This is a genomic window from Blautia sp. HA9023 (assembly GCF_056504095.1).
In genome coordinates, this window is sequence record NZ_JBWLUR010000010.1 from 377,002 (window position 1) to 403,925 (window position 26,924).

General features: G+C 45.7%; 25 protein-coding genes. 1 reads left to right on the top strand and 24 read right to left on the bottom strand.

Annotated features, from left to right (window positions below; all coding sequences use genetic code 11):
* Positions 1–28: 28 nt before the first annotated feature.
* From AC04Q6_RS17210 to uraA, 3 genes are all read right to left on the bottom strand, one after another.
* The gene (locus AC04Q6_RS17210; RefSeq protein ID WP_118062124.1) at positions 29–517 is read right to left on the bottom strand and encodes a regulatory protein RecX; all 489 of its coding nucleotides are present in this window, start codon (positions 515–517) and stop codon (positions 29–31) included.
* Between the two features lie 3 nt (positions 518–520).
* Complete coding sequence (gene recA, locus AC04Q6_RS17215) at positions 521–1,573, bottom strand: recombinase RecA (RefSeq protein WP_118062123.1); 1,053 nt, start codon at positions 1,571–1,573, stop codon at positions 521–523.
* A gap of 175 nt (positions 1,574–1,748) precedes the next feature.
* Positions 1,749–2,999 (bottom strand): uracil permease, encoded by a 1,251-nt coding sequence (gene uraA, locus AC04Q6_RS17220; protein ID WP_118062122.1) that lies wholly within the window; start codon positions 2,997–2,999, stop codon positions 1,749–1,751.
* Between the two features lie 187 nt (positions 3,000–3,186).
* On the opposite strand from uraA, the gene pepT reads away from it, so the two are divergent.
* Positions 3,187–4,413 carry a peptidase T gene (pepT, locus tag AC04Q6_RS17225; protein ID WP_118062171.1) on the top strand — a complete coding sequence of 409 codons (1,227 nt, stop codon included), beginning with the start codon at positions 3,187–3,189 and terminating at the stop codon, positions 4,411–4,413.
* A 165-nt stretch (positions 4,414–4,578) separates the two neighbouring features.
* Here the strand turns inward: pepT and AC04Q6_RS17230 are convergent, their stop codons facing one another.
* The 21 genes from AC04Q6_RS17230 to AC04Q6_RS17330 all read right to left on the bottom strand — a co-directional run bounded on the left by AC04Q6_RS17230 (position 4,579) and on the right by AC04Q6_RS17330 (position 26,919).
* A complete protein-coding gene (locus AC04Q6_RS17230) occupies positions 4,579–6,204 on the bottom strand; it encodes a putative polysaccharide biosynthesis protein (RefSeq protein ID WP_021976883.1) in 1,626 nt (541 codons plus the stop codon).
* A 15-nt stretch (positions 6,205–6,219) separates the two neighbouring features.
* Positions 6,220–6,894 (bottom strand): uracil-DNA glycosylase, encoded by a 675-nt coding sequence (gene ung, locus AC04Q6_RS17235; RefSeq protein ID WP_021976884.1) that lies wholly within the window; start codon positions 6,892–6,894, stop codon positions 6,220–6,222.
* 21 nt (positions 6,895–6,915) lie between these two features.
* Positions 6,916–7,674, bottom strand: coding sequence for an imidazole glycerol phosphate synthase subunit HisF (gene hisF, locus AC04Q6_RS17240; protein WP_021976885.1), 759 nt, complete (start codon positions 7,672–7,674; stop codon positions 6,916–6,918).
* Between the two features lie 2 nt (positions 7,675–7,676).
* Positions 7,677–8,309, bottom strand: a complete 633-nt coding sequence (hisH, locus tag AC04Q6_RS17245) for an imidazole glycerol phosphate synthase subunit HisH (protein WP_118071065.1) — start codon at positions 8,307–8,309, stop codon at positions 7,677–7,679.
* 146 nt (positions 8,310–8,455) lie between these two features.
* Positions 8,456–9,973, bottom strand: a complete 1,518-nt coding sequence (locus tag AC04Q6_RS17250) for a sensor histidine kinase (protein WP_021976887.1) — start codon at positions 9,971–9,973, stop codon at positions 8,456–8,458.
* Positions 9,970–10,650 (bottom strand): response regulator transcription factor, encoded by a 681-nt coding sequence (locus AC04Q6_RS17255; protein WP_118071066.1) that lies wholly within the window; start codon positions 10,648–10,650, stop codon positions 9,970–9,972. Before AC04Q6_RS17255 ends, AC04Q6_RS17250 begins: the two co-directional genes overlap by 4 nt.
* Before the next feature lie 249 nt (positions 10,651–10,899).
* The gene (locus AC04Q6_RS17260) at positions 10,900–11,766 is read right to left on the bottom strand and encodes a phosphatidylserine decarboxylase (RefSeq protein ID WP_476389795.1); all 867 of its coding nucleotides are present in this window, start codon (positions 11,764–11,766) and stop codon (positions 10,900–10,902) included.
* Positions 11,763–12,446, bottom strand: coding sequence for a CDP-alcohol phosphatidyltransferase family protein (locus AC04Q6_RS17265; RefSeq protein WP_021976890.1), 684 nt, complete (start codon positions 12,444–12,446; stop codon positions 11,763–11,765). Before AC04Q6_RS17265 ends, AC04Q6_RS17260 begins: the two co-directional genes overlap by 4 nt.
* Before the next feature lie 26 nt (positions 12,447–12,472).
* Positions 12,473–13,489, bottom strand: a complete 1,017-nt coding sequence (locus tag AC04Q6_RS17270; protein ID WP_021976891.1) for a lysylphosphatidylglycerol synthase transmembrane domain-containing protein — start codon at positions 13,487–13,489, stop codon at positions 12,473–12,475.
* Positions 13,486–14,187, bottom strand: a complete 702-nt coding sequence (locus AC04Q6_RS17275; RefSeq protein ID WP_118071067.1) for a phosphatase PAP2 family protein — start codon at positions 14,185–14,187, stop codon at positions 13,486–13,488. The genes AC04Q6_RS17270 and AC04Q6_RS17275 overlap by 4 nt, the downstream gene beginning before the upstream one ends.
* A gap of 324 nt (positions 14,188–14,511) precedes the next feature.
* Entirely contained in the window at positions 14,512–15,159 is a 648-nt protein-coding gene (locus AC04Q6_RS17280) for an L-rhamnose mutarotase (RefSeq protein ID WP_118071068.1), read from the bottom strand.
* Between the two features lie 164 nt (positions 15,160–15,323).
* Positions 15,324–16,247, bottom strand: coding sequence for an AEC family transporter (locus AC04Q6_RS17285; protein ID WP_118071069.1), 924 nt, complete (start codon positions 16,245–16,247; stop codon positions 15,324–15,326).
* A gap of 25 nt (positions 16,248–16,272) precedes the next feature.
* Entirely contained in the window at positions 16,273–17,460 is a 1,188-nt protein-coding gene (locus tag AC04Q6_RS17290; protein ID WP_021976895.1) for a S41 family peptidase, read from the bottom strand.
* Between the two features lie 166 nt (positions 17,461–17,626).
* Positions 17,627–18,532: a permease-like cell division protein FtsX gene (ftsX, locus tag AC04Q6_RS17295; protein ID WP_021976896.1), complete on the bottom strand. Its 906-nt coding sequence runs from the start codon at positions 18,530–18,532 to the stop codon at positions 17,627–17,629.
* A complete protein-coding gene (gene ftsE, locus AC04Q6_RS17300; protein WP_021976897.1) occupies positions 18,522–19,205 on the bottom strand; it encodes a cell division ATP-binding protein FtsE in 684 nt (227 codons plus the stop codon). The genes ftsX and ftsE overlap by 11 nt, the downstream gene beginning before the upstream one ends.
* A gap of 305 nt (positions 19,206–19,510) precedes the next feature.
* Complete coding sequence (locus AC04Q6_RS17305; protein ID WP_118062117.1) at positions 19,511–20,602, bottom strand: PucR family transcriptional regulator; 1,092 nt, start codon at positions 20,600–20,602, stop codon at positions 19,511–19,513.
* 136 nt (positions 20,603–20,738) lie between these two features.
* Positions 20,739–21,608: a YitT family protein gene (locus tag AC04Q6_RS17310; RefSeq protein WP_118071070.1), complete on the bottom strand. Its 870-nt coding sequence runs from the start codon at positions 21,606–21,608 to the stop codon at positions 20,739–20,741.
* A gap of 110 nt (positions 21,609–21,718) precedes the next feature.
* Entirely contained in the window at positions 21,719–22,093 is a 375-nt protein-coding gene (locus AC04Q6_RS17315) for a PqqD family protein (protein WP_021976374.1), read from the bottom strand.
* Complete coding sequence (locus tag AC04Q6_RS17320) at positions 22,093–23,991, bottom strand: OPT family oligopeptide transporter (protein WP_118062114.1); 1,899 nt, start codon at positions 23,989–23,991, stop codon at positions 22,093–22,095. Before AC04Q6_RS17320 ends, AC04Q6_RS17315 begins: the two co-directional genes overlap by 1 nt.
* A 218-nt stretch (positions 23,992–24,209) precedes the next feature.
* Positions 24,210–26,009, bottom strand: coding sequence for a vWA domain-containing protein (locus AC04Q6_RS17325; RefSeq protein ID WP_021977265.1), 1,800 nt, complete (start codon positions 26,007–26,009; stop codon positions 24,210–24,212).
* Entirely contained in the window at positions 26,002–26,919 is a 918-nt protein-coding gene (locus AC04Q6_RS17330) for an AAA family ATPase (protein WP_118071071.1), read from the bottom strand. Before AC04Q6_RS17330 ends, AC04Q6_RS17325 begins: the two co-directional genes overlap by 8 nt.
* Between the last annotated feature and the right edge of the window lie 5 nt (positions 26,920–26,924).

Here is a 26,924-nt window from a genome sequence, read left to right on the forward strand (position 1 = left end):
CATGAACTGTGACTTTTTTTGTATGGAATTATTCCATCTCGTGTCTCACACGGATGTTCATTTCTTCCAGAATATGAGAAATATCCTCGTACTTAAATGCTCTTCTGGCAAGGTAACCATAGAGTCTCCGCATCTGTCCTTCATCAAGCTCGGTATCCGGTGCATATTTCTTCTCTATGGTCTTTCGTAAAACGGCACGTTCATCAGGTTCCATAAGTTCTTCCATTTCCTCCCAGGCTTCCAGTGCAGTCTGACGGTCTACACCTTTCATCTGAAGCTCGGAAAGGATCTTCTGGCGGCTCTTGGACTCCATGCGGAAAGAAATGTATGTCCTGGCATAACGGGCATCATTAATATAGCCGTAAGACTTCACATAGGCAATTGCATCCTCCACTGCCTCCGGTGAAAATTCAGCCTGACGGAGTTTATCCGTCAGGCCTTTCTCTGTACGATCCATATGTTCCAGAAGCCGCATGGCTTTCTTTCTTGCCCGGTTTCGCTCTTCCGGATTCAGCATGGATTATTCCTCTTCTTCCGTATCCGCTGCCTGTGCCGCAGATTCTGCTGTTTCATCAGCCGGATCCAGATGATACTGTACACGTACCTTCTTCTCGATCTCATCACGGATCTCCGGATGCTCTCTCAGGAATAATTTGGCATTCTCACGTCCCTGTCCGATCTTGTCCCCTTCGTATGCATACCACGCACCACTCTTGTTTACAATGGAGCAGTCTGCCGCAAGATCCAGGATGTCTCCCTCTCTGGAAATACCGGTTCCGAACATAATATCAAATTCTGCCTGTTTAAATGGCGGAGCCACCTTATTCTTGACTACTTTCACACGGGTATGGTTACCTACCATCTCACCGCCCTGCTTCAGTGTCTCCACGCGGCGGACATCCATACGGACAGATGCATAGAACTTCAGGGCACGTCCACCGGTTGTAGTCTCCGGATTACCGAACATTACGCCGACCTTCTCACGGAGCTGGTTGATAAAGATTACCACACAGTTGGACTTGCTGATAACAGCAGTCAGTTTACGGAGTGCCTGTGACATCAGACGTGCCTGCAGGCCCACATGGCTGTCTCCCATATCGCCTTCGATCTCTGCCTTGGGAACCAATGCTGCAACAGAGTCCACGATCACGATATCCACAGCACCAGAGCGCACCATGGTCTCTGTAATCTCCAGAGCCTGCTCTCCGTTATCCGGCTGTGAAATGTAAAGATTATCAATATCCACACCGATATTCTTGGCGTAAACCGGATCAAGGGCATGCTCCGCATCGATGAATCCTGCGATTCCGCCTCTCTTCTGAACCTCGGCAACCATATGTAAGGCTACGGTTGTCTTACCACTGGACTCCGGTCCGTAGATCTCCACGATACGTCCTTTCGGCACACCACCTACGCCAAGAGCAATATCAAGGCTTAAGCATCCTGTTGGAACTGCCTCCACCTGCATATGGGAACTGGAATCTCCAAGCTTCATAACAGAGCCCTTACCAAACTGTTTCTCAATATTTCCAAGGGCTGCTTCCAGCGCCTTCTGCTTCTCTTCACTGATCATTCTACAATCTCCTATTCTTTATTCTCTTCTATCGCCAAGTTTCCTGTTTTTTCGAACCTTTGTTCGTGTTTTCTGTATTACATAGTATTATAAAACGGAATGATTGTCAAGCAGAAAAAGCAGATAGAAAGGTTTCCCTTTTTATCTGCTTTGTAAAATGAACGCCGCTTATTTTTTACTGATCGTTGGTCAGTTTCAGTTTATCCAGGATATAGAACACAAGGCTTAATGCCATGGCAACCACACACGCCAGTACCATACCTGTAAGCTCCACATTTCCAAGTTTCAGGGCAATTCCGGAAAGTCCCACAACAAAGACAACACTTGTCAGTGTCAGGTTTCTGGATTTGCTGTAATCCACGTGATTGTCAACCAGCATACGAAGTCCGGAAGTTCCGATCATTCCGTAAAGGAGGAAAGAAATTCCGCCGATAACCGGACCAGGGATAGTACTGATCAGAGCTGCCAGTTTGCCAAGGAAAGAACAGCAGATGGAAAGCACTGCCGCACCGCCGATAACCTGTACGCTGTAAACCTTTGTCACAGCCATAACACCGATGTTCTCACCGTAAGTGGTGGTCGGCACAGAACCAAGGCATCCGGAAACTGTGGTGGAGAAGAAATCCGCAAACAGGGATCTGTGAAGACCCGGATCTTTCAGAAGATTCCTTCCGACGATCTTTCCGGTTACGATCTGATGTCCGATATGCTCGGAAGTTACCAGAAGCAGTGCGGGGAAAATCGTCATGACAGCCTCAAAATTAAATTTCGGGGATGTAAAGTTGGGAAGAGCAAAAAACGCCGCTTCTCTTACCTGGGTAAAATCCAGAAGTCCGCATGCCCCTGCTGCCACATATCCTGCAATGATCGCGATCAGGATCGGAATAACAGAAAGAAAACCACGGAACAGGATCTGCCCGAATACCGCAACTCCAAGTGTCACCAGAAATACGATCACATTCTTCGGATCTACCTTTTCATCCAGAAGTCCTGCCGTGCTTGCCGCATTTCCCGCAAGTTCCAGACCGATCAGTGCAACTACCGGTCCCATTGCCGCGGTAGGAAGCACGATATCGATCCAGTCCGTTCCACACTGACGGACAATAAACGCCACGCACATACCTGCGATACCAAGTACGACGAAACCGCCAAGGGCATACTCATAACCGTACTTGCTGATGACCAGAAGTGCCGGTGAAAGAAAGGCAAAACTGGAGCCCAAGTATGCCGGTGCCTTTCCTTTTGTGATGAAAATAAAAAGAAGTGTTCCCACGCCGTTCATCAAAAGCACGATGGCCGGATTGATGCCAAAAAGGAACGGCACCAGTACGGATGCTCCGAACATGGCAAACATGTGCTGGATACTTAACGGTATCAGCATTTTTGCAGGTACTTTTTCTTCGACCTGTATGATTCTTTTTTCCACTCTCAAATCCTCCGTTTTTTATTATCCCACCGATTATAGCACAGGTTTTCTCATCGTGGGAGATTTTTTCCGCAAATATGCGTATGCTGTGTGGTATACTGTTGTTATCTCCTGGAAAACAGACGGATTCCGCAAATGCAAGTACAGTCTGTTCCGGACGAATTTTTTCAGAAAGGACTTTTCTTCTATGAAAGCATACGAACGACTTTTATCCTATGTAAAAATATTCACACCAAGCAACGAAGAAAGCACTTCCTCCCCTTCTTCCAGATGTCAGTTTGACCTGGCCCGCCTTCTTGTGGAGGAACTGAAAGGGCTTGGCATCTCTGATGTAACACTGGACGATCACTGCTATGTTTACGCGCATCTTCCGGCCACAGAAGGTCTGGAACACTGCAAAGCCCTCGGCTTTATCGCACATATGGACACAGTTTCCGATTTCTGCGACCATGCAGTCACACCTGTGATCACTGAAAATTATGATGGAAAAGATCTCCCTCTTGGTACAAGCGGCAGAACGCTTTCTCCGGAAATGTTCTCACACCTTACTTCTCTTGCCGGACGGACCCTCATCACCTCAGACGGAACCACAATCCTGGGTGCTGACGACAAGGCCGGCATTGCGGAGATCCTTACAGCGCTGGAGCATATCCTTACGGAAAAAATACCTCACGGACCTCTCTGTGTTGCATTTACGCCAGATGAAGAGATCGGCATGGGACCGGCTCACTTCAATGTAAAAAAATTCGGTGCAGATTACGCCTATACCCTGGACGGTGATACAGAAGGCGAGATCCAGTATGAAAACTTCAATGCCTGCAGCGCAAAAGTAACCTTCCAGGGTGTTAATGTCCATCCCGGTTCTTCCAAAAATACCATGATCAACGCTGCCCTTGTTGCCATGGAGTTTGATTCCATGCTCCCGTCTGCGGATACACCACGGAACACAGCGGACTATCAGGGATTTTTCCATCTGTGCTCCATGAAAGGAGATGTTTCCCGGGCTGAACTTCAGTATATTGTCCGGGATCACGATGCTGCTTCTTTTGAAGTCCGTCAGAAGACTCTTGCACATATCACCGAAATCCTCAACGAAAAATGGGGCGAAGGTACCGTGACCCTTACCATCACCCAGCAGTACCGCAATATGAAAGAGATCATTGATACCTGCCCGTGGCTGATCACCCTGGCAGAGGATGCCTGCCGTGCCTGCGGTGTCACGCCACTGATCCTGCCTATCCGTGGCGGCACAGACGGAGCCCAGTTAAGTTTCATGGGACTTCCCTGCCCGAACCTTGGAACCGGCGGACATGCCTATCACGGGCCTTATGAGCACATTACTGTTGAAGGAATGGATGCTGCTGTAGATGTTACCCTGGAGATTATAAAACTGTTTTCCCAAAGGAAAGGCTAAAAAGAAATTTCTTCAAAAACCTGAATCGCCAGAAATCTGATATAAACAAAAAATACCCACAGATCCTCCGGCCGGTTATTTTCCGGAATAAATCTGTGGGTATTTCTATACCATATAAAATTCATCTGAACCAGGTCGAATCAGACGAAGACTTCCTTGATTCGGTTAAATGATCTTCATCATTCTCGCCAGTTTCTTCATATACCTTCCACCAGGCATCATACCCAGCTCCTCTTCACCAGGCTTACTTACAAACAGATATACAATAAAGTATACACAAGCAGCCAGGATCACGGAAATACCAAGGCAGATCACATTGGAATGGATCAGTGCATACAGTCCGTAATATACCACTCCCGCAACAACTCCCATTGGGATAGATGCCAGGAACGGGCTTAAATAAGCACTTCTCCATGGATTTTTGTAACCCATGTATTTCTTGATGGAACGGTCATTAAGAAGACACATCACAACTGCATAGACGATCTGTGCGATGACGATGGTATAAACACCAAGGTTGGTAAACACCAGAAGCAGTGCCATTGCGATCACATCCGCCACCAGAGCGATGGCTGCATGGATCATCGGAAGTTTCGGCTTGCCGATTCCCTGAAGTACACCGTTGGTAATATTGGAGTTACCGTTGAGGATAATGGTAATTCCTCCCAGAATCAGAAGCTGTCCGCCTACACCATTGGTTCCCGGGAAGATCAGTCTTGTGATCGGTCCGGAAAGAACTGCAAGACCTACTGCCGCCGGAATGGAAATCAGCATGCTGATCCAGGTGGCACGGTCGGTCTTCATATTGGCACCCTCAATATCATGCATGGCATAATGTGCAGAAACCTCTGGAATCATGGAAGTCGGCGCCGTACTTGCCAGGGTAAGCGGGATATTGATCAGTGTCATATAATATCCGTACTCGGAATACAGGGTCTGGATCACGTCTTTGGCAGCGCCTTTGATGTCCATAATACCGGAATACATATAGCTGTTGATATATCCGTTTACGTTGTAGATAAATGCGCTGAGAATGATCGGCATGATGATAAGCACGATATTACTCATTACATGTCCCATGCTCTCATTCACAGAGTGATGGTCATTAGCGATCCTTTTTCGAATGATCTTACGGTTTACCCCGTAGACGATCAGCATAAAGATCAGAGCGGACGCCACACCGGCACCGGTACCCATGGTAGCACCTGCCGCACCCCAGCGATGGACCAGATCCATATCTCCCGTTGCGGAGAAGTGCTGAATAAATACATGTGACATCAGAAGCGCAAAGGTTGCCACAAAAATCTGTTCAATAATCTGTGAGATCGATGTCGGCATCATATTGCGGTATGCCTGGAAATATCCGCGGAATACACCGCACAGACCAGACATGAAAATTGTAGGCGCAAGCATCTGCAGTGCCAGACGGGCATTTGCCATACTGTCCGGAACCAGGATTCCCGCACCAAATACACAGACAAGTGCCACGATGCCGCCGGCAACTGCCGCATAGATCAGAGCACCGTAAAATACTTTCTGTGCATCTTTATATCTGTGAAAAGCGATCTTTTCCGCCATGATCTTGGATACCGCCTGTGGAATACTGAAAGACGCGATCATCAGCAGAATGAAATATACATTCTGTGCAAACTGGAAAAGTGCAAAACTCTGGCTTCCCAGTGTGGTTGAAAGCGGGCTCTTGTACAGCATTCCGATGATCTTGGAGATCAGCGCCGCAACCATAAGAAAAGAGGCGTTTTTCACAAGTGTGTTATCGTTTTTTTTACCCATTTTACTTTCCTTAACTTAAATATTCTCGATCTGCCAGTCAATGGGTTCTTCCCCGTTGGCTTTCAGAAATTCGTTGGCCTTACTGAAATGTTTGCATCCGAAAAATCCCCGGTAAGCAGAAAGGGGGCTTGGATGTGGTGCTTCCAGGATCAGATGCTTCGGATTGTGAAGCATGGATGCTTTCATCTGGGCAGGCCGGCCCCAGAGAAGAAATACGATTGGACGGTCCTCCTCGTCCAGGATCCGGATGGCGGCATCGGTAAACTGTTCCCAGCCGATCCCCCTGTGGGAATTGGCCTGATGGGCACGGACTGTCAGCACTGTGTTTAAAAGAAGCACGCCCTGTTTTGCCCATTTTTCCAGATTGCCGTTGTTTGGGATGTAACATCCCATATCATCCTCAAGTTCTTTATAAATATTCACCAGGGATGGCGGTGTTTCCACACCTTTTTTTACGGAAAAACAAAGCCCGTGGGCCTGTCCGTCATTGTGATAGGGGTCCTGTCCCAGGATCACAACCTTCACCTGATGCAGCGGCGTAAAATGAAACGCATTGAACAGATCTTCCGGAGGCGGAAAAATCTTTCTTGTTCTGTATTCTGTCATCACGGTTTTATAAAGTTTGGCATAGTAAGGCTGGTGAAACTCACCTTTCAGCGCCTCCTGCCAGTCTCCCGCTATAGGAGCCATATCCTTCACCTCTCATCCAACTTATCTTCTCACGGAAATTCCTTTTTCCGCAAGGTAATCCTTCACTTCCCGGATCTCCAGTTCTTTGTAGTGGAACAGAGATGCTGCCAGTGCCGCGTCTGCTCCGCCTTCAGTCAGTGCATCATAAAAATGCTCCAGAGTTCCGGCACCACCGGAAGCGATCACCGGAATGGAAACCGCATCTGCAACAGCTCTTGTAAGTTCAATATCATATCCTGCCTTGGTTCCGTCACAGTCCATGCTGGTAAGAAGGATCTCACCTGCGCCAAGTTCTTCCACCTTCTTTGCCCATGTAAGAGCATCGATACCGGTATCCAGTCTTCCGCCATGTTTGTAGATATTCCAGCCGCCATCCGGCCTTCTCTTGGCATCAATGGCAACTACCACACACTGGCTTCCGAATTTCTGTGCAGCCTCATGGATCAGCTCCGGGCGGTCGATGGCTGCGGAATTTACAGAGATCTTATCTGCACCTTCACGGAGAAGTTTCCGGAAATCATCCACAGTACGGATTCCTCCACCTACGGTAAAGGGGATAAATACATTGGCAGCAACAGCTCTTACCATATCTACCACCGTATCACGCTCTTCACAGGAAGCCGTGATATCAAGAAAAACAAGCTCGTCCGCACCGGCTGCGTCATAAGCTTTGGCAATTTCCACCGGATCTCCGGCATCTTTCAGATCAACAAAATTCACGCCTTTTACTACACGTCCTTTATTTACGTCCAGACATGGGATAATTCGTTTTGTAAACATGATTATGCCTCCTCCTTTCCGGTGCCTGCCTCAAGTGCCGCAAAATTCTCAAGGATCTTCAAGCCCCACCGGCTGCTTTTTTCCGGGTGGAACTGGCATGCAAATACATTCCCCTTCTCCACAGATGCGTGAATACATGTACTGTACTGCGTGGTGGCTTTCACGATCTCTTCATCTTCTGCCTGAAGATAATAGGAATGTACAAAGTAAACGTATGTGTTTTCCGGAATATCTTTAAATAATCTTCCGCTGTTCTGAAGATGCAGGGAATTCCATCCCATATGCGGGATCTTCAGTCCCGGGCTTGGCGGGATCCGTAAGATCTTTCCCTTCAGGATTCCAAGGCCTTCCACTCCCGGTGCCTCATCACTGCTCTCAAAAAGCAGCTGCAGTCCAAGACAGATTCCAAGAAAGGGGGTTCCTTTTTCTACAATCTCATGTATCACCGGAACAAGTCCGTATTTATTGAGATTCTCCATAGCATCACCAAAACTTCCAACACCTGGAAGAATTACTTTATCTGCTTTCAGAAGCACCTGGGGATCTCTTGAGACGACAGTCTCCTGTCCCAGATACTGAAGTGCTTTTTCCACACTTTTTATGTTTCCTGCATCGTAGTCAATGATTCCTATCATAATAATGCTTCCTCCTGCTCTTTTGTATCTCGATATTCCTCTCTCACCTTCGATTTACATTGATTTAGTATAACGCAAAAACAGGCGGTTGCAAAGACTTTTCTCTGCTGCCGCCCGTTTTTTCGCATTATCACACTAAAGTTTCATTATTTCCGATCCAGTGTAAACCAGAATTCCACACCATTGTCAAAGTTCTGCACGCCGTATTCCTGGTTCATGCTTTCCATGATAGCTTTTACAATGGACAGACCGATACCGCTTCCACCGTATTCCCTGGTTCTCGCTTTATCAACTTTATAAAATTTATTCCAGAGATTTGGCACATCTGCCTCAGGGATCGGAGTTCCTGTGTTAAATACACTGATCTTCACACGGTTATCCTCATCCTGAAGTTTGATCTCGATCTCTTTCTCACCATCCAGATGATTCAGGGCATTGCTTACATAGTTTGTCACAACCTCTTCGATCTTAAACTCATCGGCCCATACATAAACCGGCTTCTCCGCCTCAAAGATCACGTTTGCCTCTTTCTGTCCGATCATGATATTCATGGTCTGGAGCACACCCCGGATCAGGGATACGATGTCAAACCTCTCCATCACAACTGCGTCTTTACCAGATTCCAGCTGATTCAACGTAAGAAGATTTTTTACCAGCTTATTCATCTTGGAGGCTTCATCCATAATAACGTCGCAATAGAACTCTCTGCTCTCAGGGTCATCGGAAATGTTTTCTTTTAAACCTTCTGCATAGCCCTGGATCAGCGCGATCGGAGTTTTCAGCTCATGGGATACGTTATCCAGAAATTCTTTTCGCATCTTGTCGATCTTGATCTTATCCTCAATGTCCCGCTGGAGTTCATTGTTTGCGGATTTCAGTTCACTGATGGTTGTTTCAAGCTGTGAAGACATCCGGTTGAAATTATCCCCCAGAACATCGATCTCATTGCCTACTTTGCTCTCATATTTTGCCTCAAAATCAAGATCTGACATTTTTTTTGAAAGATCTGTCAGTTCGCTGATCGGGCGGGTGATCCGTTTCGTCACCAGCATGATCATAAGACCACTCACTACAATAATCGCAAGTCCAACCGCAAAATAAAACTTATTGGAAATGTTTGCGCTCTCACGAATGCTCTCAAGTGGTGTCCTTATAATAAAATAATGTTCATCATCCAGCTGTCCCCAGCATTCCACATAATCCATTCCTGCAAAACGGTCATGAGACTGCTGGATCGTATAATTGTCTCCCTGTTTCAGAGTCCGGCTCTTGTCCCCATCCTCATCCAGATCGTAGACATATCCGAACAGTTTGCTTTGAAGCATTTTTTCATTTTCGCCCCAGGAAAGCCAGCTGGTATTGCTGCTGTCAATGATAACCCAGGAAAGATTGTTTCTGGAGCAGGCTCTCTGGATCTCATCAGGGATACTCTCCGAACCTTCGGAGCTGTCACTGTTCATCATCTTGTCAATGTCTGTATTTTCCAGCGTTGTACGGAGATCAAGAAGTACATCGATTTTTTTTGTCACATAATATTTTTCAAGGAAAGCTCCGTTGATCACGGTGATAGTCAGAATGGACAAAAACAGCAGTCCGATAAAATATGCGGTGATCTGATGGCGTAGACTGTGGATTTTTTTTAGTTTTTTTTCTGGCTTTTTCATTCTCCTACCTCAAACTTGTAACCCATACCCCAGACTGTCTTGATGTACTCTCCTTTGTCGCCCATTTTACTTCTCAGTTTCTTTACATGGGTATCAATGGTTCTGGCATCACCAAAGTAATCATAATTCCATACAGAATTAAGAATTTTTTCTCTGGAAAGGGCGATTCCCTCGTTTTCCAGAAAATAAGTCAGAAGCTCAAATTCCTTGAAGCTTAAATCCATCGTTTTACCGTCCACTGTTGCCTGATGTGCTGCCTTGTCGATGACAATACCGCCTGCGGAAAGTACCTCATCCGGGTTGCTCTGTCCGGTTCTTCGAAGGATGGCTTCTACACGTGCCACCAGGATCTTTGGACTGAACGGTTTGGAAATATATTCGTCTACGCCAAGTTCAAATCCCAGAAGTTCATCACGTTCATCCCCTCTTGCTGTCAGCATAATGATGGGAACTTTGGAATTCTTACGGATCTCACGACATACTTCCCAGCCGTCCATCTTCGGCATCATCACGTCCAGGATCAGCAGTGCAATGTCTTTTTCTTTATAAAAAATATCCATGGCTTCCTCACCGTCACCGGCTTCCAGTACCTGGAAATTCTTTTTGGTAAGGAAATCTTTTACCAGTTTTCTCATTCTGCTCTCGTCATCTACTACAAGAATCTTTAATGCGTCCATTCTATCTTCCTCCGTTTCTCAAGTGCTGTTCCGGACAGTTATTTTCAGTCCGAAATGCTCTGTGTTATCCCACTTTCACAGAAAACAGATTTCTTCTCTGCTTCCCGTTCATTCTAAAGCGGATCTTCCCGTTCCGCTTTGCTATATGCTCATAATATATCACAGGTTTGTGTTGTGTGTGTGAACGTAATTTCATTTTTTAAGAAAATTTTGTGTAAAGCAAATATAAAAAAGAGAACCCTTTCACTTTCAAAAGGATTCTCCGATTTTTTCTCCCATAAGTACTCTTGTTTCCATTCCTGCCTGTGAATTTTTGAGGATATCTTCATCTGGCTTTACCGCATTTTTTTCGGTGATCAGCACAATGGTGGAACCACCGAAAGCAAAATTGCCTTTTTCCTCTCCACGTTTCACGAATGCCCTTCTTGGCCGGTTTTCGATCTTCCCCACAAAGAGAGCGCCTACTTCCATCATCAACATCGTGCGGAAATTTTCTGTTTTCAGAAGGGAATATTCCCGGCTGTTTTCTTTATAGATAGGATAGGCATCATTTGCCACAGGGTTGACTGTATGCAGAATCCCGGGGATTCTGATACGCCGGGACTCTGCTGCATTGTCCGGATAAATATATCTGTGATAATCCTGGACACAGAGACGAAGTACCCACACATAGCCACCCTGATATCTTTTCCCAAGGGAAGGGTTCCTTAAAAGTTCCTCCACTGTATATCGGGTCTGTTTGATATGAAGACAGGCTTTTTCATCCACAGGATATACACTGGCCCGGCAGTCACAGGGACTGATAAAATGCCCGGGTTCCATATCGATCCTGCGGGCACCCTCCCGGATCTTTCTCTTGAAAAAATCATTGTAGGAAATATATTTCCGCGTTTCATAATCACTCATATCCAGATGATTGAGCCGGATAAACGGTTCCACTGCTGCTGCCGAAATCCTGGAATCCAGAAGCTTTCCCACAACCGTGGAAACAGCCGGGGTAACCAGCGGCCGGATCATCATACGCCCGGCCACAGAACCGTAGATTTTTTCCAGCAAATTATTCTGAAAAGAATCTTCCTTTTTAATGTTTCCCTTTCGGTCTGCCGTCCGGATCATAAATTACCGCCTCTTTCCATGGAAAGTTTGTAGAGATAATTGAATTTCCACCATCCCTCATTATAGAAAAGAACCAGAAGGACTGCCACTGCAACTACCGCAACGATGATCACCAGCTCCCGGTTGGTTGGCTTACGGAATTTAAAATCCAGGATAAACAGAAGTCCTACTGCCAGCATTGTGATATGGAGGAGCACCACAAACCATTTATACTCCGGAAAAAGCAGGGAAACCACAAACAGAAGTGGCAGGATCACGGACATGGATGTGATGGGAAGTCCCTGATAATATTTCCGGTTTTCGGAGGTTTCATTCTGGCGTTTTTCTTCCATAACATTGAAATATGCCAGACGGATCAGGCCTGCAAGACCGTAGAACAGAAGAATGGCAATTCCGTAAATATGATACATGCCAAGCTTAAATCCCAGCACAATGGGAAGGATTCCGAAACAGACAATATCCGCAAGAGAATCGATCTGGATCCCGAAGCACTTCTCTTCCTCCGTTCTGTTCTTCTTGGTTCGCGCAATCTTTCCGTCAAACATATCACACAACCCGGAAAATGCCAGACAGCACACTGCTGCTGAAATATGGTCCGTCACAGCGCAGAAGATTCCGATCATGGAAGACACTACGCTTATGTAAGTCATTATTACCGTGTAATCATAAAATCCTATCATTTGCACACCTCATTTTTCTCTTTCAATTACTTTTTTCCAATAGTCAGCTGGGCCACCACTGTAAACGCCGCACTGATCAGAAGCTCCCCATAATATCCAAGCCCTCTGCTAAGTACCATTCCCGGAAGCAGCAGTCCCCCGAACACCGGGCTGAAAATATTAAGGAACAGCGTCTCACTGATTCCCATTCCTCCCGGAAGCGGCAGCATATCCACAGATACCGAGATCACGGCCTGGAGAAAAAGGATCTCCCAGAATCCGGTGCCGTGAAGTCCAAAAGCCTGATATACAAACCAGGTCACCGCAAACAGTGCCATACGCTGGATAAAAGTGATTCCAATAACTTTAACGATCACAAAAGGATTATTCTTCAGATATGCCGCAGTATTTCGGTAAGTATCCATGGAATCTTCCAGTTTTTTCAGACGCCCATCTTTTTTCTTCACCAGATGAAGTCGTTCCAGAAGTTTCATTCCCTTTACCATGATCGCTTTTGCCAGAAGTGGATGGAACACCAGGATGGTCATAAATGTAACGCAGAAAATATTCAGTGCCAGTCCCAGGTAAAACACCGGCAGGATCCCTTCCAGATATTTATGGAGAAATCCCCTTCCGAAAATTGCGATTCCAATACCGATCACCACAAGTACCAGTTTATAGGTGATGGTTACGATCATCAGAATTACCGTTGACACCGGAATGGAAATCTTTTCTTTTTTCATGTAGTAGATCTGCATGGGCTGTCCGCCACTGGCGGACGGTGTGATACAGCTGAAAAAAAATCCCACGGAAGAGAACAGAAAACAGGTTCTCTTTTTCAGCTGGATTCCACTGGATCTCATCATGTACCAGATGATGATGGATTCTCCCCAGATAAAAAACGCTACCAGTGCAATTCCCGGAATCAGCCACCGTTTGTCAGCCCTGTGTATGGCATCCATCATGGAAGACAGATCTTCTCCGTGAAAAACGCCGTAGATGGTCAGGGCAAAAACGACCGCCAGGAATACTCCGTTAAATATGATCTTTTTTCTGCTTTTCATCTCTTGGCACCTTCTATATATCTGTTGATCTTCTTCTCAATTTTACTTCCGACCCGTTCATAAATATGCCAGATCTCCGTTTTCTGTCCCAGCATAAAACATATCTGTGCCAGGATCACGCCACCGGCCACATCCACCAGAACATGCTGCTTGGTAAAAAGGGTGGACAGAAAAACCAGAACTGCCAGCACAAAAGATACTCCTTTATACCATGCCGGAATTCTTTTCTGGTCTTTGATTCCCAGGAAACAGAACCAGCTTACCAGGCAGTGAATGGATGGAAACAGGTTATCCGCCGCATCAATGGAATAAAGCCATCCTGCCAGCAGATCCCAGAAACCGCTCCCCTCGATCACCGGTCTTGTGTTGGTGGTGGGGTATGCCAGAAATATGATCAGGCACACGCAGCGGGATATAAGATCTGCGGTAAAAAAACGGTAAACCTGTTCCTTCTCCTGCCTTGCCGCAAGAATATAATTCACTGCCCAGAATATATAACATCCGAAATAGACAATTAAAAACTGCGGCACAAACGGGAGCCGCAGGTCAAAACTACTTTCTATGTTGTGATGGTACCAACCGCCTGCAATTGCCCTTGAACCGGAATATACAAGACAGTTAAATACAAATGAAAAAACAAGGGGAAAAAGCCCGTACGCAGGTACAACCCCTGTTACATATTTCCAAAAACGTTTCATAAATTCACGCCTCATTATTTTATTGATCTCAGGAAGAAAACGTATTTTTTCCTGATGTTTTCTGTTACTCACAGTATAACAGTCGGGGCGTATGGTTTCAACTAAATATGGGAATTTTAAGAATTGTTAAGATTTCAGTTCAGCTAATTTTTCTTTTTTGTTCATACTTTTTTCAGAATGACGTCACAGAATGACCACAAAATGTGAGTATATTATTAGATGTGCAAAGGGTACTACCTTTGATAACACTTTTTTCTTTTTCATACTGCCGGGGCTACCTCCAAACAAAGCCCCGGCCTCCTTCCTTTTTATTTCCCCATTTTTTTAATTATGCCATGCAAGACGTACACTGGACGGATGTACTTCTTTTGTCATCCAGTCCACATCGTTGGTGATCCAGTCCATGATCCCCAGCTGACGTGTTTCCCATGCGATGGTCTCCTCTCTTGCTTCCGGTGTTTCTTCCACTTCCATGGTAGTGTCGATCTCATCGTATCCGAAAATATATCCGCCTGCGCTCCAGATGCTGAAGTTACTGTCCGGGCCCGGATCTATTGTATCGCCTCTCTGTGCTACAAGTCCGTCATGACGAGCCTTGTATTCTTCCTCACAGCCGTCTTTTAATTTTGTCATGAACATTCTGTGGCGGATCAGCTCTTTGTTTTCTCTCACAACACCAAAATTATGATACATCAGACGCATGTCTTTTCCAGGAGTGGAGATCCAGGTAAATGTATCCTGGATTTTTTCAGTCAGTGCTGCTTTTACTTTCTCCTCTTTTGGAGAGATCACAGCTCCGTCTGCATTTTCATAATATCCGAAGATCAGGTCTGCAGCATTCCAGATGCTGAAATTATGAATGCCGTTGCGATCCAGATATGCGGTAAGCTCCGGCCAGATTTCGCCTAAGGTCTTACGGTAATCGTTCATTTTTCCTTCTTTTACTTTCATTGCAAAAGCATGTCGTTCCATTTATGTACCCTCCTGTTTTATATGGCGTTTGCAGAAATTTCCATATGTAGTCTCATCAAAAATAACTGGTCTCTTTCTTTTCCGTACTCTGAGTTGATTTTAACACTTTTATCATACTTTTACAATTATACCACTGTGTTTTGAAACATTCTCTGCACTTTTTTTCAGGCCAGATAAAACATCACCATCAAAGGCATGGTCACAATGCTGACCAGAGTTGTCATTACATTGATAGTACTGGCATAGACCGGTTCCCGGTCGTACAGCTGCGCCAGCTGTACAATCGTTGTTGCCGACGGTGTGATCACTGCCATCAGGCTGATCAGAAGAATCGTTTTTCCGTCTTTTACAAGAGATGCCAATGGCAGATATTTCAGAAGCAGCAGTACGATCAGCGGCGTCACCACCATTTTCAGGATCGTGATCAGATAGATTCTGGAATGACTGAAAATATCTTTCCATTTTACCTCTGTCATAGTCATTCCAAGCATGATCATACATACCGGTCCCAGGGTGGCTGAAATCTGGCTCATGGTATTTCCAAAGATGACAGGCAGTCGGATCTGTGTAAAGAACAGGACAATGCCAAGGATAATGGCGATCAGATTGATATTGCAGAGGATTTTTTTCCAGTTAATTCCTGCCTTCGCCTCCATCAGTGACTGTCCGTGGGTCCACATCAGGAGCATCTGTACACTCAGGAAAGCGCTGGCATAGATTACCCATTCCTCTCCAAGGACTACGGTCACAAGCGGGATCACCAGGTTTCCGGAATTGGAATAAATGATGGATTCTTTTTCCACCACGCTTAATTTCAGCGGTTTGCCGATAATCTGTGTAAATACCAGCAGAAAAATATGGATCAGGACCGCTGCTGCTATTGCCAGAAGAAACCCATTCCGGATACTTCTGGAATATTCAATCTGAAACGCATTGATCATCACACATGGCATGATGATGTAAATGCAGATCACCGACAGTGTCCTGCTGCTTTTCGCATCGATCAGTCCACATTTTACCACCGCAAACCCGCAGGCCATCATCAGAAAAAATACTATGATCTGCTGCAATAATTGTAAAGTTATCATTTTCTTTTCTCTCCTTCTGTACGCATCAGTTCTGTTCCAGCTCTTTCAGGGCCGTCTGAAGCTGCGTGTCTTCCTCATGTGTAAGTTCTGCCCAGTCTGTAATGTCTCCGGAAAGCTCTGCTTCCACATCTGGAGTGATTCCTTTTTTATTGATGTCATTGCCCTTTGGTGTAAAATATTTTGCAATGGTGATCTTTACTGCGCTGCCGTCGGTAAGCGGCTGGATGGTCTGCACTACGCCTTTTCCGTAAGTCGTTGTTCCCACGATCGTTCCAATACCGTAGTCTTTCACTGCTCCCGCAAAAATCTCTGATGCACTGGCACTGTTTCCGTTTACCAGAACTGCCAGCGGCATAGTCAGCTCATTCTTTCCGTCACAGGTTTCCTCTTCCCGTTTCCCGTTTTTGTCCTCTGTATAAACGATCAGTCCTTCCGGAAGGATCTGGCGGAGTACTCCACAGACTGCGGTAAGAAGGCCACCCGGATTGTCACGGAGATCGACTACCAGTTTTTTCATTCCCTGGTCTTTCAGATCTGCAAATGCTTTTTTATACTGGTCACTGGTCACTTCGGAAAACTCGGAAATCCGGATATATCCGGTGTCTCCGACAAGCATCTCATGAGAGACAGTCTGGATTTCCACATCTCGGATCTCTACTTTGATATTCTGAGTTTTCTCTTCATCTTCCCTTTGTATGGTCAGCGTTACGAAATCTTTATCACTGTCACGGACCATGGAAGCGATGTCGGAAGTTTCTTTTTCTGTGACATCTGTTCCATCGACCGCTTTGATCACGTCTCCGGTTTTCAGACCTGCCTGTTCTCCCGGTCCGCCTTCATAGAGCTGCACGACCTTTGCCCCTCCGCCATCCTCTTTCTGGAGAACTGCCCCGATTCCCACGTAGGAACCTTCATTGGAAGTATTCAGTTCTTTATACTGTTCTGCCGTGTAATACGTGGAGTATGGATCCTTCAGTCCGGCGAGCAGACCTGCATAAAGGCCCTCCCGCAGACTGCTTTCATCCTTTTCATCCAGATATTCTGTATCGATCAGTTCTTCCAGATAATTCAGCTTCTGGACTGTTTTCACGTCTGACAGTGCATTGCCTTTGGGAAACAGCACTTTCTGATAACTGACAAAACCAGCCCCTGTCACAACAAGCGTGGCTGCCACTCCGATGGCTACGCCTTTTTTGAACTCTTTATTTTTCATATCTTTCCTTTCTTCTGCACAGCCCGGTAATATCACAGATTCTCTGTTTTCCTTATGTGCCGTCCGTTTTTTATATACTGAAAGCGGCTGCCGGTTCTCCGACAGCCGCTGTATCTCTTATAGGTATGCATCCCGCGGATACACGCAGATCCGCTCTGCTATTTGGTTACACTCTGAGATGTTTTCTTGTTGTGAAGAAACTTCCCAGAAGTCCGATTCCCACACCAAGTCCAAGTCCCATCGGGATCAGTCCTTCATAGATCTGCCAGATCGGGATAAAATCTACGATTCCTGTCAGTACATTGAATTTTGTCAGAACAAACTCAACTGCGGAATTGTAGAGGAAAAACAGACACACCAACGGGATTGCCGCACCAATCACACCCAGAATGATTCCTTCCAGAAGGAATGGAAGCCGTACAAAAGCATCGGTAGCTCCTATGTATTTCATAATTCCAATTTCTTCCTTACGAACAGAAATACCCATAGATACAGTATTGCTGATCAGGAATATGGAAATCACCAGAAGGATCCCGATCACCGCAATGGAAATATAGGAAACCAGTTTGTTGATAGATCCAAGTGTCTTGGATGCCTGCTCAGACTGATTTACCTTGCGGACATGATCCAGACTCTGGATATAATTTACCAGCTCTGTCTGTTTGGTGATATCATTAAGATATACCTGATAGTTGGAAGAATTGGCCAGAGGATTGTCATCCTTGAATCCATCTGCTGCATCTTCATCTCCAAAATATTTCTGTTTATAATCCTCCCACGCCTGGTCTGCAGACTGATAATCCATTCTGGCAACTTCCGGTCTGGCCTGAATGGCAGCGCCGACCGCCTGGATCTCTTCCTCTGTAGTTCCCTCATCAAAGAATACCGTAATTGGCACTTCTTCTTCTACTTTATGTGCTATGGAATTTACGTTGTTAACAATGGAATAGAAAATTCCTACCAGAAAGATGCATGCAGCCATTGTAATGATACATGCCAGGGAAAACATCCAGTTTCTTTTTATATTCTTAAATCCCTGCTTCAGGGTATACCAGATCGTACTAGGCCTCATGATATCCTCCCTCTTTCTCATCGCTGATGATCTTTCCATTGTGCATGGTGACTACTCGTTTACGCATGGCATTGACGATGTCTTTGTTATGGGTGACTACCAGAACGGTGGTTCCTCTGTCATTGATCTGCTCCATCAGAGCCATGATCTCCTCGGAAGTCTTCGGATCCAGGTTTCCGGTTGGCTCATCTGCCAGAAGGATGTCCGGGCGGTTTACCAGTGCTCTGGCAAGGGCAACTCTCTGCTGCTCACCACCGGAAAGTTCATCCGGATATGCCTTATATTTCCCTGCAAGACCTACTTCCTGGAGAACCTCCGGAACACGTTTACGGATCACGCGGGTCGGTCTTCCGATAACACGCTGTGCAAATGCTACGTTCTCATATACATTACGGTCTTTTAACAGGCGGAAATCCTGAAATACTACGCCAAGCTTTCTGCGATATTTGGCCACACGTCTGTGTTTCATCTTCTCCAGACGTTCTCCGCTGACTGTAATGGTTCCATTGGTAGAATCCAGCTCTTTCATCAGAAGCTTGATCAGTGTGGATTTACCGGAACCACTGCTTCCTACTACAAATACAAATTCCCCTTTATCAACATGTAAGTTCGCATGATTCACAGCCGGAAGACCCGGACCATAAGATTTGCTCACATCTACAAGATCGATCATATGTATCCTCCTCTATATTGCAAAAGCATAATTATCTTAACTTTTTTGTAACATTATTGTAATATATATCTCGCATAAATGCAAGAATAAATTTTCCAGGCTGTAACAGCCCTCTTCGAGTTATTTATTTTATAATAAAAATGCAAAAAATACAATAGAGCCCCAAGGGTTATCTGTGAAGTTCATGTGAAATCTTCAAATTATTATTGAAGGCACACGATATCCCGCTGCAAAAAAATCATACAAAAACTGCCGCCCATTCCGGTAAGGAACAGGCAGCAGTCAAAAAATCTGATCTGATGATATTAATATTCAAGCGTTTCCATGTACTTCATATAACGCACAACCATCAGTGCAATCTTAAATGTGATGGCATCCTCAAACACCCGAAGATCCAATCCGGTACTCTTCTGGAGTTTATCCAGGCGGTATACCAGTGTATTTCTGTGAATGTACAGCTGACGCGAAGTCTCGGATACATTCAGGCTATTCTCGAAGAATTTATCGATGGTGACAAGTGTCTCCTCATCGAAGTCGTCCGGAGATTTGTTATCAAAGATCTCACGGATAAACATCTTACACAGAGGAATAGGCAGCTGGTAGATCAGTCGTCCGATTCCCAGTGAGCTGTATGCGATCACTTCCTTGTCTCCAAAGAAAATCTTACCTACATCAAGTGCCATACGCGCTTCCTTATAGGAACGTGAAACTTCCTTCAGCTCATTGACGATGGTACCGTATGCCATATGGACATCCTCACCGTCTTTATTCAGGTCAAGAGTATCCAGAATGGTGTGAGCCAGCTTATCCATCTCCGGATAGCCCTCTCCTTCTTCCAGTTCCTTGACAATAATAATGCTCTTCTCATCAACTGCAGTGATAAAATCTCTGCTCTTTCCGCCAAAAAGGCTCTTCACGCTCTCCACGGAGCTGTGATCTTTCTCCTGGTTCAGTTCCAGGATCATGACTACACGACGGACATCTGCTTCAATATGAAGTTTCTTCGCTCTGTTGTAAATATCCACCAGAAGAAGATTATCAAGAAGAAGATTCTTGATAAAGCTGTCCTTGTCAAAACGCTCCTTGTACGCTACGATCAGATTCTGGATCTGGAAGGCTGCAAGTTTACCTACCATATAAGTATCCTCATCATCTCCATGGGCTACCAGGACGTATTCCAACTGATAATCATCACAGACCTTAAAGTACTGAAATCCCTTGACAAGCTGGCTGTCCGCCTGGGATTCTACAAAAGCCTGGATATCTGCCGGCTGGATTTCAAAATCAGAAAAGGTAGACGCCAGTACCTTACCGTCTGTGTCAATGACACAAAATTCCGTCCTTGATATTTCTTTAAGTCCCTCGAGCGTATTCTGTAACACCTGATTCGATATCATTCCGTTCAATCCCTTCTCACTTATGTGTATGCTTATCTTCTGTCTTTCCCTCTCTATCTATGGCTATTTTAATACAAAATCACCAAAAATAAAAGAGGAAAACTGAAAAAATTTACAAATTTTTGTTGAAATCCGCCTAATTTTTCTCTATAAAGCCTTCTCCGTGAACCTCTCTTGCATCGGAAACAATCACAAAAGCATCGGGATCAATATCATCCACCAGCTCTTTCAGCTTCACGATTTCCTTCTTATTTACCACACAGAAGATGATGGTTTTCTCCTGGCCGGAGTACATACCCTTGCCACAGATTCCGGTTGCCCCGCGGTCCAGGTCTTCCATAATGACTTTTGCCACCTCATCCGGCTTCTCCGTAATGATAAATGTCTGCTTGGAAAACTTCAGACCTTCGATCAGGCTGTCGGATACTTTTGTTACCAGATAAACTGCAATGATGGCATACAGAGCACGCTGGATGCCAAACACATACATACCCACAATTACAACAAGACCGTCAATAAACTGCATAATCTGTGCGATGGAATAATGACGCAGATATTTCTGGATCAGCGCTGCCATCATATCTGTTCCGCCTGTGGTTCCCTGTCCAAGGAAAACCATTCCGATACCGATTCCCTGGATCACACCACCATATACAGCAGCCAGAAGAAGATCATCTCCCGCGATATTCCACACCGGCTGAAGGGCAAGCCAGGTTGAAAGGGAGATTTCTCCGATCAGAGCTTTTTTTACAAAGGAAAATCCTCTGATCTTACATCCCAGAAGAAACAGCGGGATATTCAAGGTAATGTTGGTAAGCCACAGCGGGATACCCCCATCTACGATTCCTCCGGTCCATCGTTTCACAAGGATCGCAATACCGGAAAAACCACCGGTTACCAGCCCGGAAGCATCAAACACGGAATTGATGGCAAGTGCCATCAGTCCGGTTCCAACTATGATCAGAAGATAATCCAGATACCATTTCTTTTTTGTCACAAGACTCATAAAGTGCTCCTTTCATTTATCATATGACAACTGCATCAGTTTCCCGTACTGACGTGTCATAAAAAGAACGGGACCGTACACTATTTTGCGTCCGTTCCCGTTCTCTTTTGCTATTTGTCTGTCTTCTTATTTATAAAATGAACAAACTCATAGCTTTCCATTATCTGAAAGTATTTTACGATTCTCGGATAAAGCGGTTCTGCCTTATCCCCGAAATGTTCTTTCACCAGCAGGGCAAGATCCTGCACGGTTTTTGTTCCATCGATCTCAGGCCAGATAAAAGTTCCCATTTCATCAAGGTGAACCTTGGAAAACCTTGGCTTGCCAAAAACCTTCTGTGCGATAGTATTGAACATACCTTTATTCTCTATCTCAAGAATGATCCGCTGCTTCAGGTCCCGGTGCCACCGGATCGACTGGTTTGTTTCCGGGATCAGATCAAGATAGTTGATATCCTGTTTCTTATCCTTTTTGTTTTTTCTCATCAGGCTTTCTTCTTTCTCCAGATAGAGAATTTAAGCAGTGACAGGATCATGATGATCATCAGTACAACGCCACCGATATTTCCGAAGTTTACAATGCCGGACATATCAAGGCTGATACCGAATACTGCAAATACTGCAAGAAGAATACCAACAAGACCCTCGCCGGCGATCATACCTGCACAATACAGAGTACCATCTGTGGACTGAGCTGTCTTTGTCTTCTCGTCAACACCTTTTCTGCGGTCAAGTAATCCACGTACAACACCACCGATCATGATGGTAGCGTTCAGGTAGATTGGAAGGTAAAGACCGATTGCGAAAGGCATTACCGGAATACGAAGGATCTCAAGGCAAATTGCAAGGAATACACCAATGAATACAAGTCCCCATGGAAGGTTTCCGCCCATGATTCCCTCAACAATCATCTTCATAAGCTGAGCCTGCGGAGCAGGGATCTCGGCTGTACCATATCCCCATGCTGCATTCAGAAGATACAGAACACCACCGATAGCAAGACCGGAAACAACAACACCAAGCATCTCACCCATCTGCTGTTTCTTAGGTGTGGCACCAAGAAGGTATCCTGTCTTAAGGTCCTGAGAAGTATCACCAGCGATGGCTGCGATGATACAGATAACAGAACCAACAGCGATCGCTGCTGTCATTCCGTCGATGCCTGTTTTACCGGAGCTCTTGATTGCAAATGTAGCGATCAGAAGAGTAGCGATAGCCATACCGGAAACCGGGTTGTTGGAACTTCCTACAAGACCTACCATACGGGAGGATACAGTTGCAAAGAAGAATCCAAAGATTACGATGATAAATGCACCAAGAAGAGTTACCGGGATAGCCGGAACGATCCAGATGATAAATACCATTGCAAAAACGCCAAGAAGGATGAACTGCATCGGAAGATCCTGTGCGGTTCTCGCTGTGCTTGTGCTCTTGCTTCCTTTCATGCTCTTCATGGAGTCACGGAAGGTTGTAACGATCAGCGGCAGGGATTTGATCAGGGAAATGATACCACCGGTTGCGATGGCACCTGCGCCGATGTATTTAACGTAAGTAGACCAGATTGCTGCTGCTCCGCCGTTTGCGTAAAGCTGTGCAATGGTTGTTCCCTCTGCTGCAGGGTACATCCATGTGTCAGGTCCGAACAGGCAGATCATCGGAATGATAACCATCCAGCCCATAAGGGAACCAACGAACATGTAAGATGCGATCTTCGGTCCTACGATGTAACCAACACCGAGAAGTGCCGGATAAACTTCCATACCGATCTCACCCTTGAAGGATTTGAATGCTGCTGCAACGTCTGCCGGAAGCAGTTTCAGTCCATCAACAACGAATTTGAAGATGGCTGCAAGTCCCATACCGGAGAATACTGTGGAAGCGTTTGCTCCACCTTCCTCACCGGCAAGAAGAACATCTGCGCAGGCAGTTCCTTCCGGATAGAGCAGAGTTGCGTGCTCTTTAACAATGAGGGCATTACGAAGGGGTACCATGAAAAGTACACCAAGGATACCACCGCAAAGTGCGATCAGAGTGATCTCAACGATGCCTGGTTTGTCTGAAAGTCCTTCCTCTGCCCAGAGGAACAGTGCAGGCATGGTAAAAATAGCACCTGCTGCAAGAGACTCACCGGCTGAACCGATAGTCTGGACCATATTGCTCTCCAGGATGGAGTTTCTGCGAAGAAGTACGCGGATAACACCCATGGAGATAACTGCCGCCGGAATGGAGGCAGATACTGTCATACCAACACGAAGGCCAAGATAAGCATTGGCTGCGCCGAAGATGACAGCAAGGATACATCCCATGATCACAGATGTAACTGTGAGCTCCGGAGTAACTTTCTCCGCCGGAATGTAAGGTTTGAACTCTGTGTTTTCGTTCATATTTCCTCTCCCTTTATCTAGTAAATTAGTAACGTTATCTAGTATAACAAATTTCGCTTATTTTTGCAAGGAATTATCTCTGTAATATTATGTATTATTTACAATTTTATGGATAATTATAAGCAAAAAATTAGTCACTATGCAGCTTTTATGCTAACATAGTGACTGTATTCTTGTTAATTGAATATTATACATTCCGAAAAAAATGTCGTTTTTTTTCAGTTATCTGCTTCCAGCTGTTTTGTCAGATATCGTCCTACGATCTTGGAAAAATTTCCGATATCCCGGATATAGGCAAAATCCTTTCCAAAGATCTTCTTTTCCGCTGCAAGGTCCTTCTCTTCTCCCGCAAATACTCCCAGAACACTGACCCCCTGGCTGCGGAGGCGGCGCACTTCTGTTGCAGTGTCTGCGATGGCATATTTTCCCTGATAAGGTGCCGGATTTTTTGCATTGGGACGGTTTATGATCACATCATAAGGACGGCCGTCACTTAAGATGATCAGGATCTTTTTCTCCTCTTCTCTCTGTAAAAGGCCGTATCCCACTGCTTTTATGGCAAGCCCGTCGCGGTTGTTAGATGAAGTCACATAATTGAAAATATCATCATCTGCCGCGACCGGATCCTCATACTCCCGAAACCTGTGCAGGATGGTATGATCCCAGAATGTACAGTAACTCATAACCCGGTGGGGGATGTCCACATTACTTAAGGCAGAACTGATCATATAGGCCTGCAACGCCACATCTCCCTGTCGGCTCATCTGGGAACCGCTGGCATCGATCAGCACATCTACCACAAAATCCGTATTATCCCCACGGAGGATCCGTTTAAAAAGATTCGCCTCGCTGCTTCTTCCTACACGCCACAGCCTGGAAGGAACGATGGTTCCCCGGTCTGAGAGGACTTCCTGGTTTTCACTTCGGATCACCAGTGCTTTTTTCAGAAGTTCCGTCAGCATGGAAATATTCCGTTTCGCAATCCTGTGCTTGTCATGATAGACCCATATGTTCTTATTGCGGAGACGTTTGGCATACTGGTACTGGTAATTGTCCCGGACCGGATTTTTCAGGATCCCTTCGGTAAAATATAACGTACAGTCCCCGTGAATCCCCCGGCACATCAGATAATTCATTCTTTTTTCTTCTGCCGGTGAAAGATAACTTCTTCCAAAGTTCAGTTCCACATAGGTGTGGGCTTTCTTAAGTGCCTCCTCGGAAACCACTGTGATCTTGTTTTTTACCTTGCGCTTTTCCTCCATATCTTCAGTAAGGGAAGAATCCTCAAGATCTGTCATCCGGTCCGTAATCTTTTCCACATAGTTTTCCAGGGCATCCTCATACATCTCTTCGTTGAGATAGTCTTCCCAGCCGAATTCCGTCAGTTCCTCAAGCGTCACTGCCATTACCCGATCCAGAGAACCGTTTTTCTTCTCAAAATCCGGATCGATCACTGTATTATAAAGCCTGTCAATGATCCGGATCAGTTCCATGGTATCTCCGGTTTCTGCACAGGCATAGATCTGATCCCGGAATGCGGAAAGTTTTTTCTCCACAGGTTGCACACTTCCTGCAAGAACGTCACGGAATACCGCGACTTTCAGCCGATCCAGCAGTTTATCATAGGAAGGCAGGGTTTCATATTCCTGATCCAGGATATCTTCCAGCGCTTTTTTCCGCATACGGCGCACGCCCGGGCGTTCCTCGCAGATCCGCGTTCCCACTGCTGCCTCGATGCAAAGCTGTGTCAGCCCGGTAAGTTCCGCCTCCGACGCATCCAGATAGATCTTTTTCACAAGGTAAAGGCCAAGAAGGTTTTTGTCAAAATATCTGGCAAAAGCGCCCTGTTTGATCCCGTCGTAAAGTGCGATCTCTTTGGAGCGGAGAAACAGGGATACATCCGGCTTTACTTCCAGGGTGTAATCTCCACTGACCGTCCAGAGAAGATTCCGGATGCGGTTTTCCAGATCCAGTTTGTAATCTTCAATGGAAAGTTCTTCTGTCAGATCTTTACGCATAGACATCGTCCTTTGTCCACTCTTCCGGGATCCTTGTACGGACTACATCGTCCACGATCTCTTTTTCAAAAATATCGAAGGTTTTGTTCACCACTCCCATCTGCACTGCAGCCAGGGGAGAAAGTCCCGCGCGGACGATTTTCATGGAAGCCAGAAGGCCGCGGAGATCCAGGGATTTTGTGGAAATCTCACTGTTTACAGATTTTTTCTGAAGGTCCATAAAAACGCCGATAAACTGTTCCACTGCTTTTTCTTTTGCTTCCGGGAACATTTTGTTAAAAATGAACCCTAAAGTTTCCTCTGTCTGGGCCGGCATATCGATCACCAGAAAACGGGAAACAAGGGCTTCGTTCAGCTCTTTTGTTCCTGCATATCCATAATTCATGGTTCCGATAAAACGTGCCGCCGGATGGAGATCAATCCTGTCATATCCAGGAACATCAATGGAACGGCGGTAGTCCAGCGTTGCGTGAAGGACTGAGACCGCATCGTTCTTTGCCATGTTGATCTCATCCAGGATACCGAAACCACCGTACTCGGCACACTGGTAGATGCTGCCCTTCCGGAGGCATACTTCATTGTTTACAAACGTGTCCGTTCCGATGAGATCCCCGCTGTTTGTGTTGACATGAAACGATACATTATAGATCGGGCGGCCAAAAGCATAAGCCAGATTTTCGGCCAGGATATTTTTTCCGGTGGCTTTCGGACCTGCAAGGAGGAGATTTTCCCCTTCCAGAAGTCCTGCAATAGCCATTTCCAGGATTTCTTTTCCATAGAACGGAATGGACGGTCTGGTGACTCTGGCTGCGGCCGCTTCATCAACGCCATAATTTTTTCGGAATTCCTCGACGCCATGGATCAGGTCTTCGGAAACGTTTTGTTCTTCTAAAAATTCTAATTCTTTCATATATT

Excerpts from the sequence above, each read along its gene's own strand:
- AC04Q6_RS17210 (WP_118062124.1), bottom strand. The coding sequence starts at position 517 with ATGCTGAATCCGGAAGAGCGAAACCGGGCAAGAAAGAAAGCCATGCGG.
- recA (WP_118062123.1), bottom strand. The coding sequence starts at position 1,573 with ATGATCAGTGAAGAGAAGCAGAAGGCGCTGGAAGCAGCCCTTGGAAAT.
- pepT (WP_118062171.1), top strand. The coding sequence starts at position 3,187 with ATGAAAGCATACGAACGACTTTTATCCTATGTAAAAATATTCACACCA.
- AC04Q6_RS17230 (WP_021976883.1), bottom strand. The coding sequence starts at position 6,204 with ATGGGTAAAAAAAACGATAACACACTTGTGAAAAACGCCTCTTTTCTT.
- ung (WP_021976884.1), bottom strand. The coding sequence starts at position 6,894 with ATGGCTCCTATAGCGGGAGACTGGCAGGAGGCGCTGAAAGGTGAGTTT.
- hisF (WP_021976885.1), bottom strand. The coding sequence starts at position 7,674 with ATGTTTACAAAACGAATTATCCCATGTCTGGACGTAAATAAAGGACGT.
- hisH (WP_118071065.1), bottom strand. The coding sequence starts at position 8,309 with ATGATAGGAATCATTGACTACGATGCAGGAAACATAAAAAGTGTGGAA.
- AC04Q6_RS17250 (WP_021976887.1), bottom strand. The coding sequence starts at position 9,973 with ATGAAAAAGCCAGAAAAAAAACTAAAAAAAATCCACAGTCTACGCCAT.
- AC04Q6_RS17255 (WP_118071066.1), bottom strand. The coding sequence starts at position 10,650 with ATGGACGCATTAAAGATTCTTGTAGTAGATGACGAGAGCAGAATGAGA.
- AC04Q6_RS17260 (WP_476389795.1), bottom strand. The coding sequence starts at position 11,766 with ATGATCCGGACGGCAGACCGAAAGGGAAACATTAAAAAGGAAGATTCT.
- AC04Q6_RS17265 (WP_021976890.1), bottom strand. The coding sequence starts at position 12,446 with ATGATAGGATTTTATGATTACACGGTAATAATGACTTACATAAGCGTA.
- AC04Q6_RS17270 (WP_021976891.1), bottom strand. The coding sequence starts at position 13,489 with ATGAAAAGCAGAAAAAAGATCATATTTAACGGAGTATTCCTGGCGGTC.
- AC04Q6_RS17275 (WP_118071067.1), bottom strand. The coding sequence starts at position 14,187 with ATGAAACGTTTTTGGAAATATGTAACAGGGGTTGTACCTGCGTACGGG.
- AC04Q6_RS17280 (WP_118071068.1), bottom strand. The coding sequence starts at position 15,159 with ATGGAACGACATGCTTTTGCAATGAAAGTAAAAGAAGGAAAAATGAAC.
- AC04Q6_RS17285 (WP_118071069.1), bottom strand. The coding sequence starts at position 16,247 with ATGATAACTTTACAATTATTGCAGCAGATCATAGTATTTTTTCTGATG.
- AC04Q6_RS17290 (WP_021976895.1), bottom strand. The coding sequence starts at position 17,460 with ATGAAAAATAAAGAGTTCAAAAAAGGCGTAGCCATCGGAGTGGCAGCC.
- ftsX (WP_021976896.1), bottom strand. The coding sequence starts at position 18,532 with ATGAGGCCTAGTACGATCTGGTATACCCTGAAGCAGGGATTTAAGAAT.
- ftsE (WP_021976897.1), bottom strand. The coding sequence starts at position 19,205 with ATGATCGATCTTGTAGATGTGAGCAAATCTTATGGTCCGGGTCTTCCG.
- AC04Q6_RS17305 (WP_118062117.1), bottom strand. The coding sequence starts at position 20,602 with ATGATATCGAATCAGGTGTTACAGAATACGCTCGAGGGACTTAAAGAA.
- AC04Q6_RS17310 (WP_118071070.1), bottom strand. The coding sequence starts at position 21,608 with ATGAGTCTTGTGACAAAAAAGAAATGGTATCTGGATTATCTTCTGATC.
- AC04Q6_RS17315 (WP_021976374.1), bottom strand. The coding sequence starts at position 22,093 with ATGAGAAAAAACAAAAAGGATAAGAAACAGGATATCAACTATCTTGAT.
- AC04Q6_RS17320 (WP_118062114.1), bottom strand. The coding sequence starts at position 23,991 with ATGAACGAAAACACAGAGTTCAAACCTTACATTCCGGCGGAGAAAGTT.
- AC04Q6_RS17325 (WP_021977265.1), bottom strand. The coding sequence starts at position 26,009 with ATGCGTAAAGATCTGACAGAAGAACTTTCCATTGAAGATTACAAACTG.
- AC04Q6_RS17330 (WP_118071071.1), bottom strand. The coding sequence starts at position 26,919 with ATGAAAGAATTAGAATTTTTAGAAGAACAAAACGTTTCCGAAGACCTG.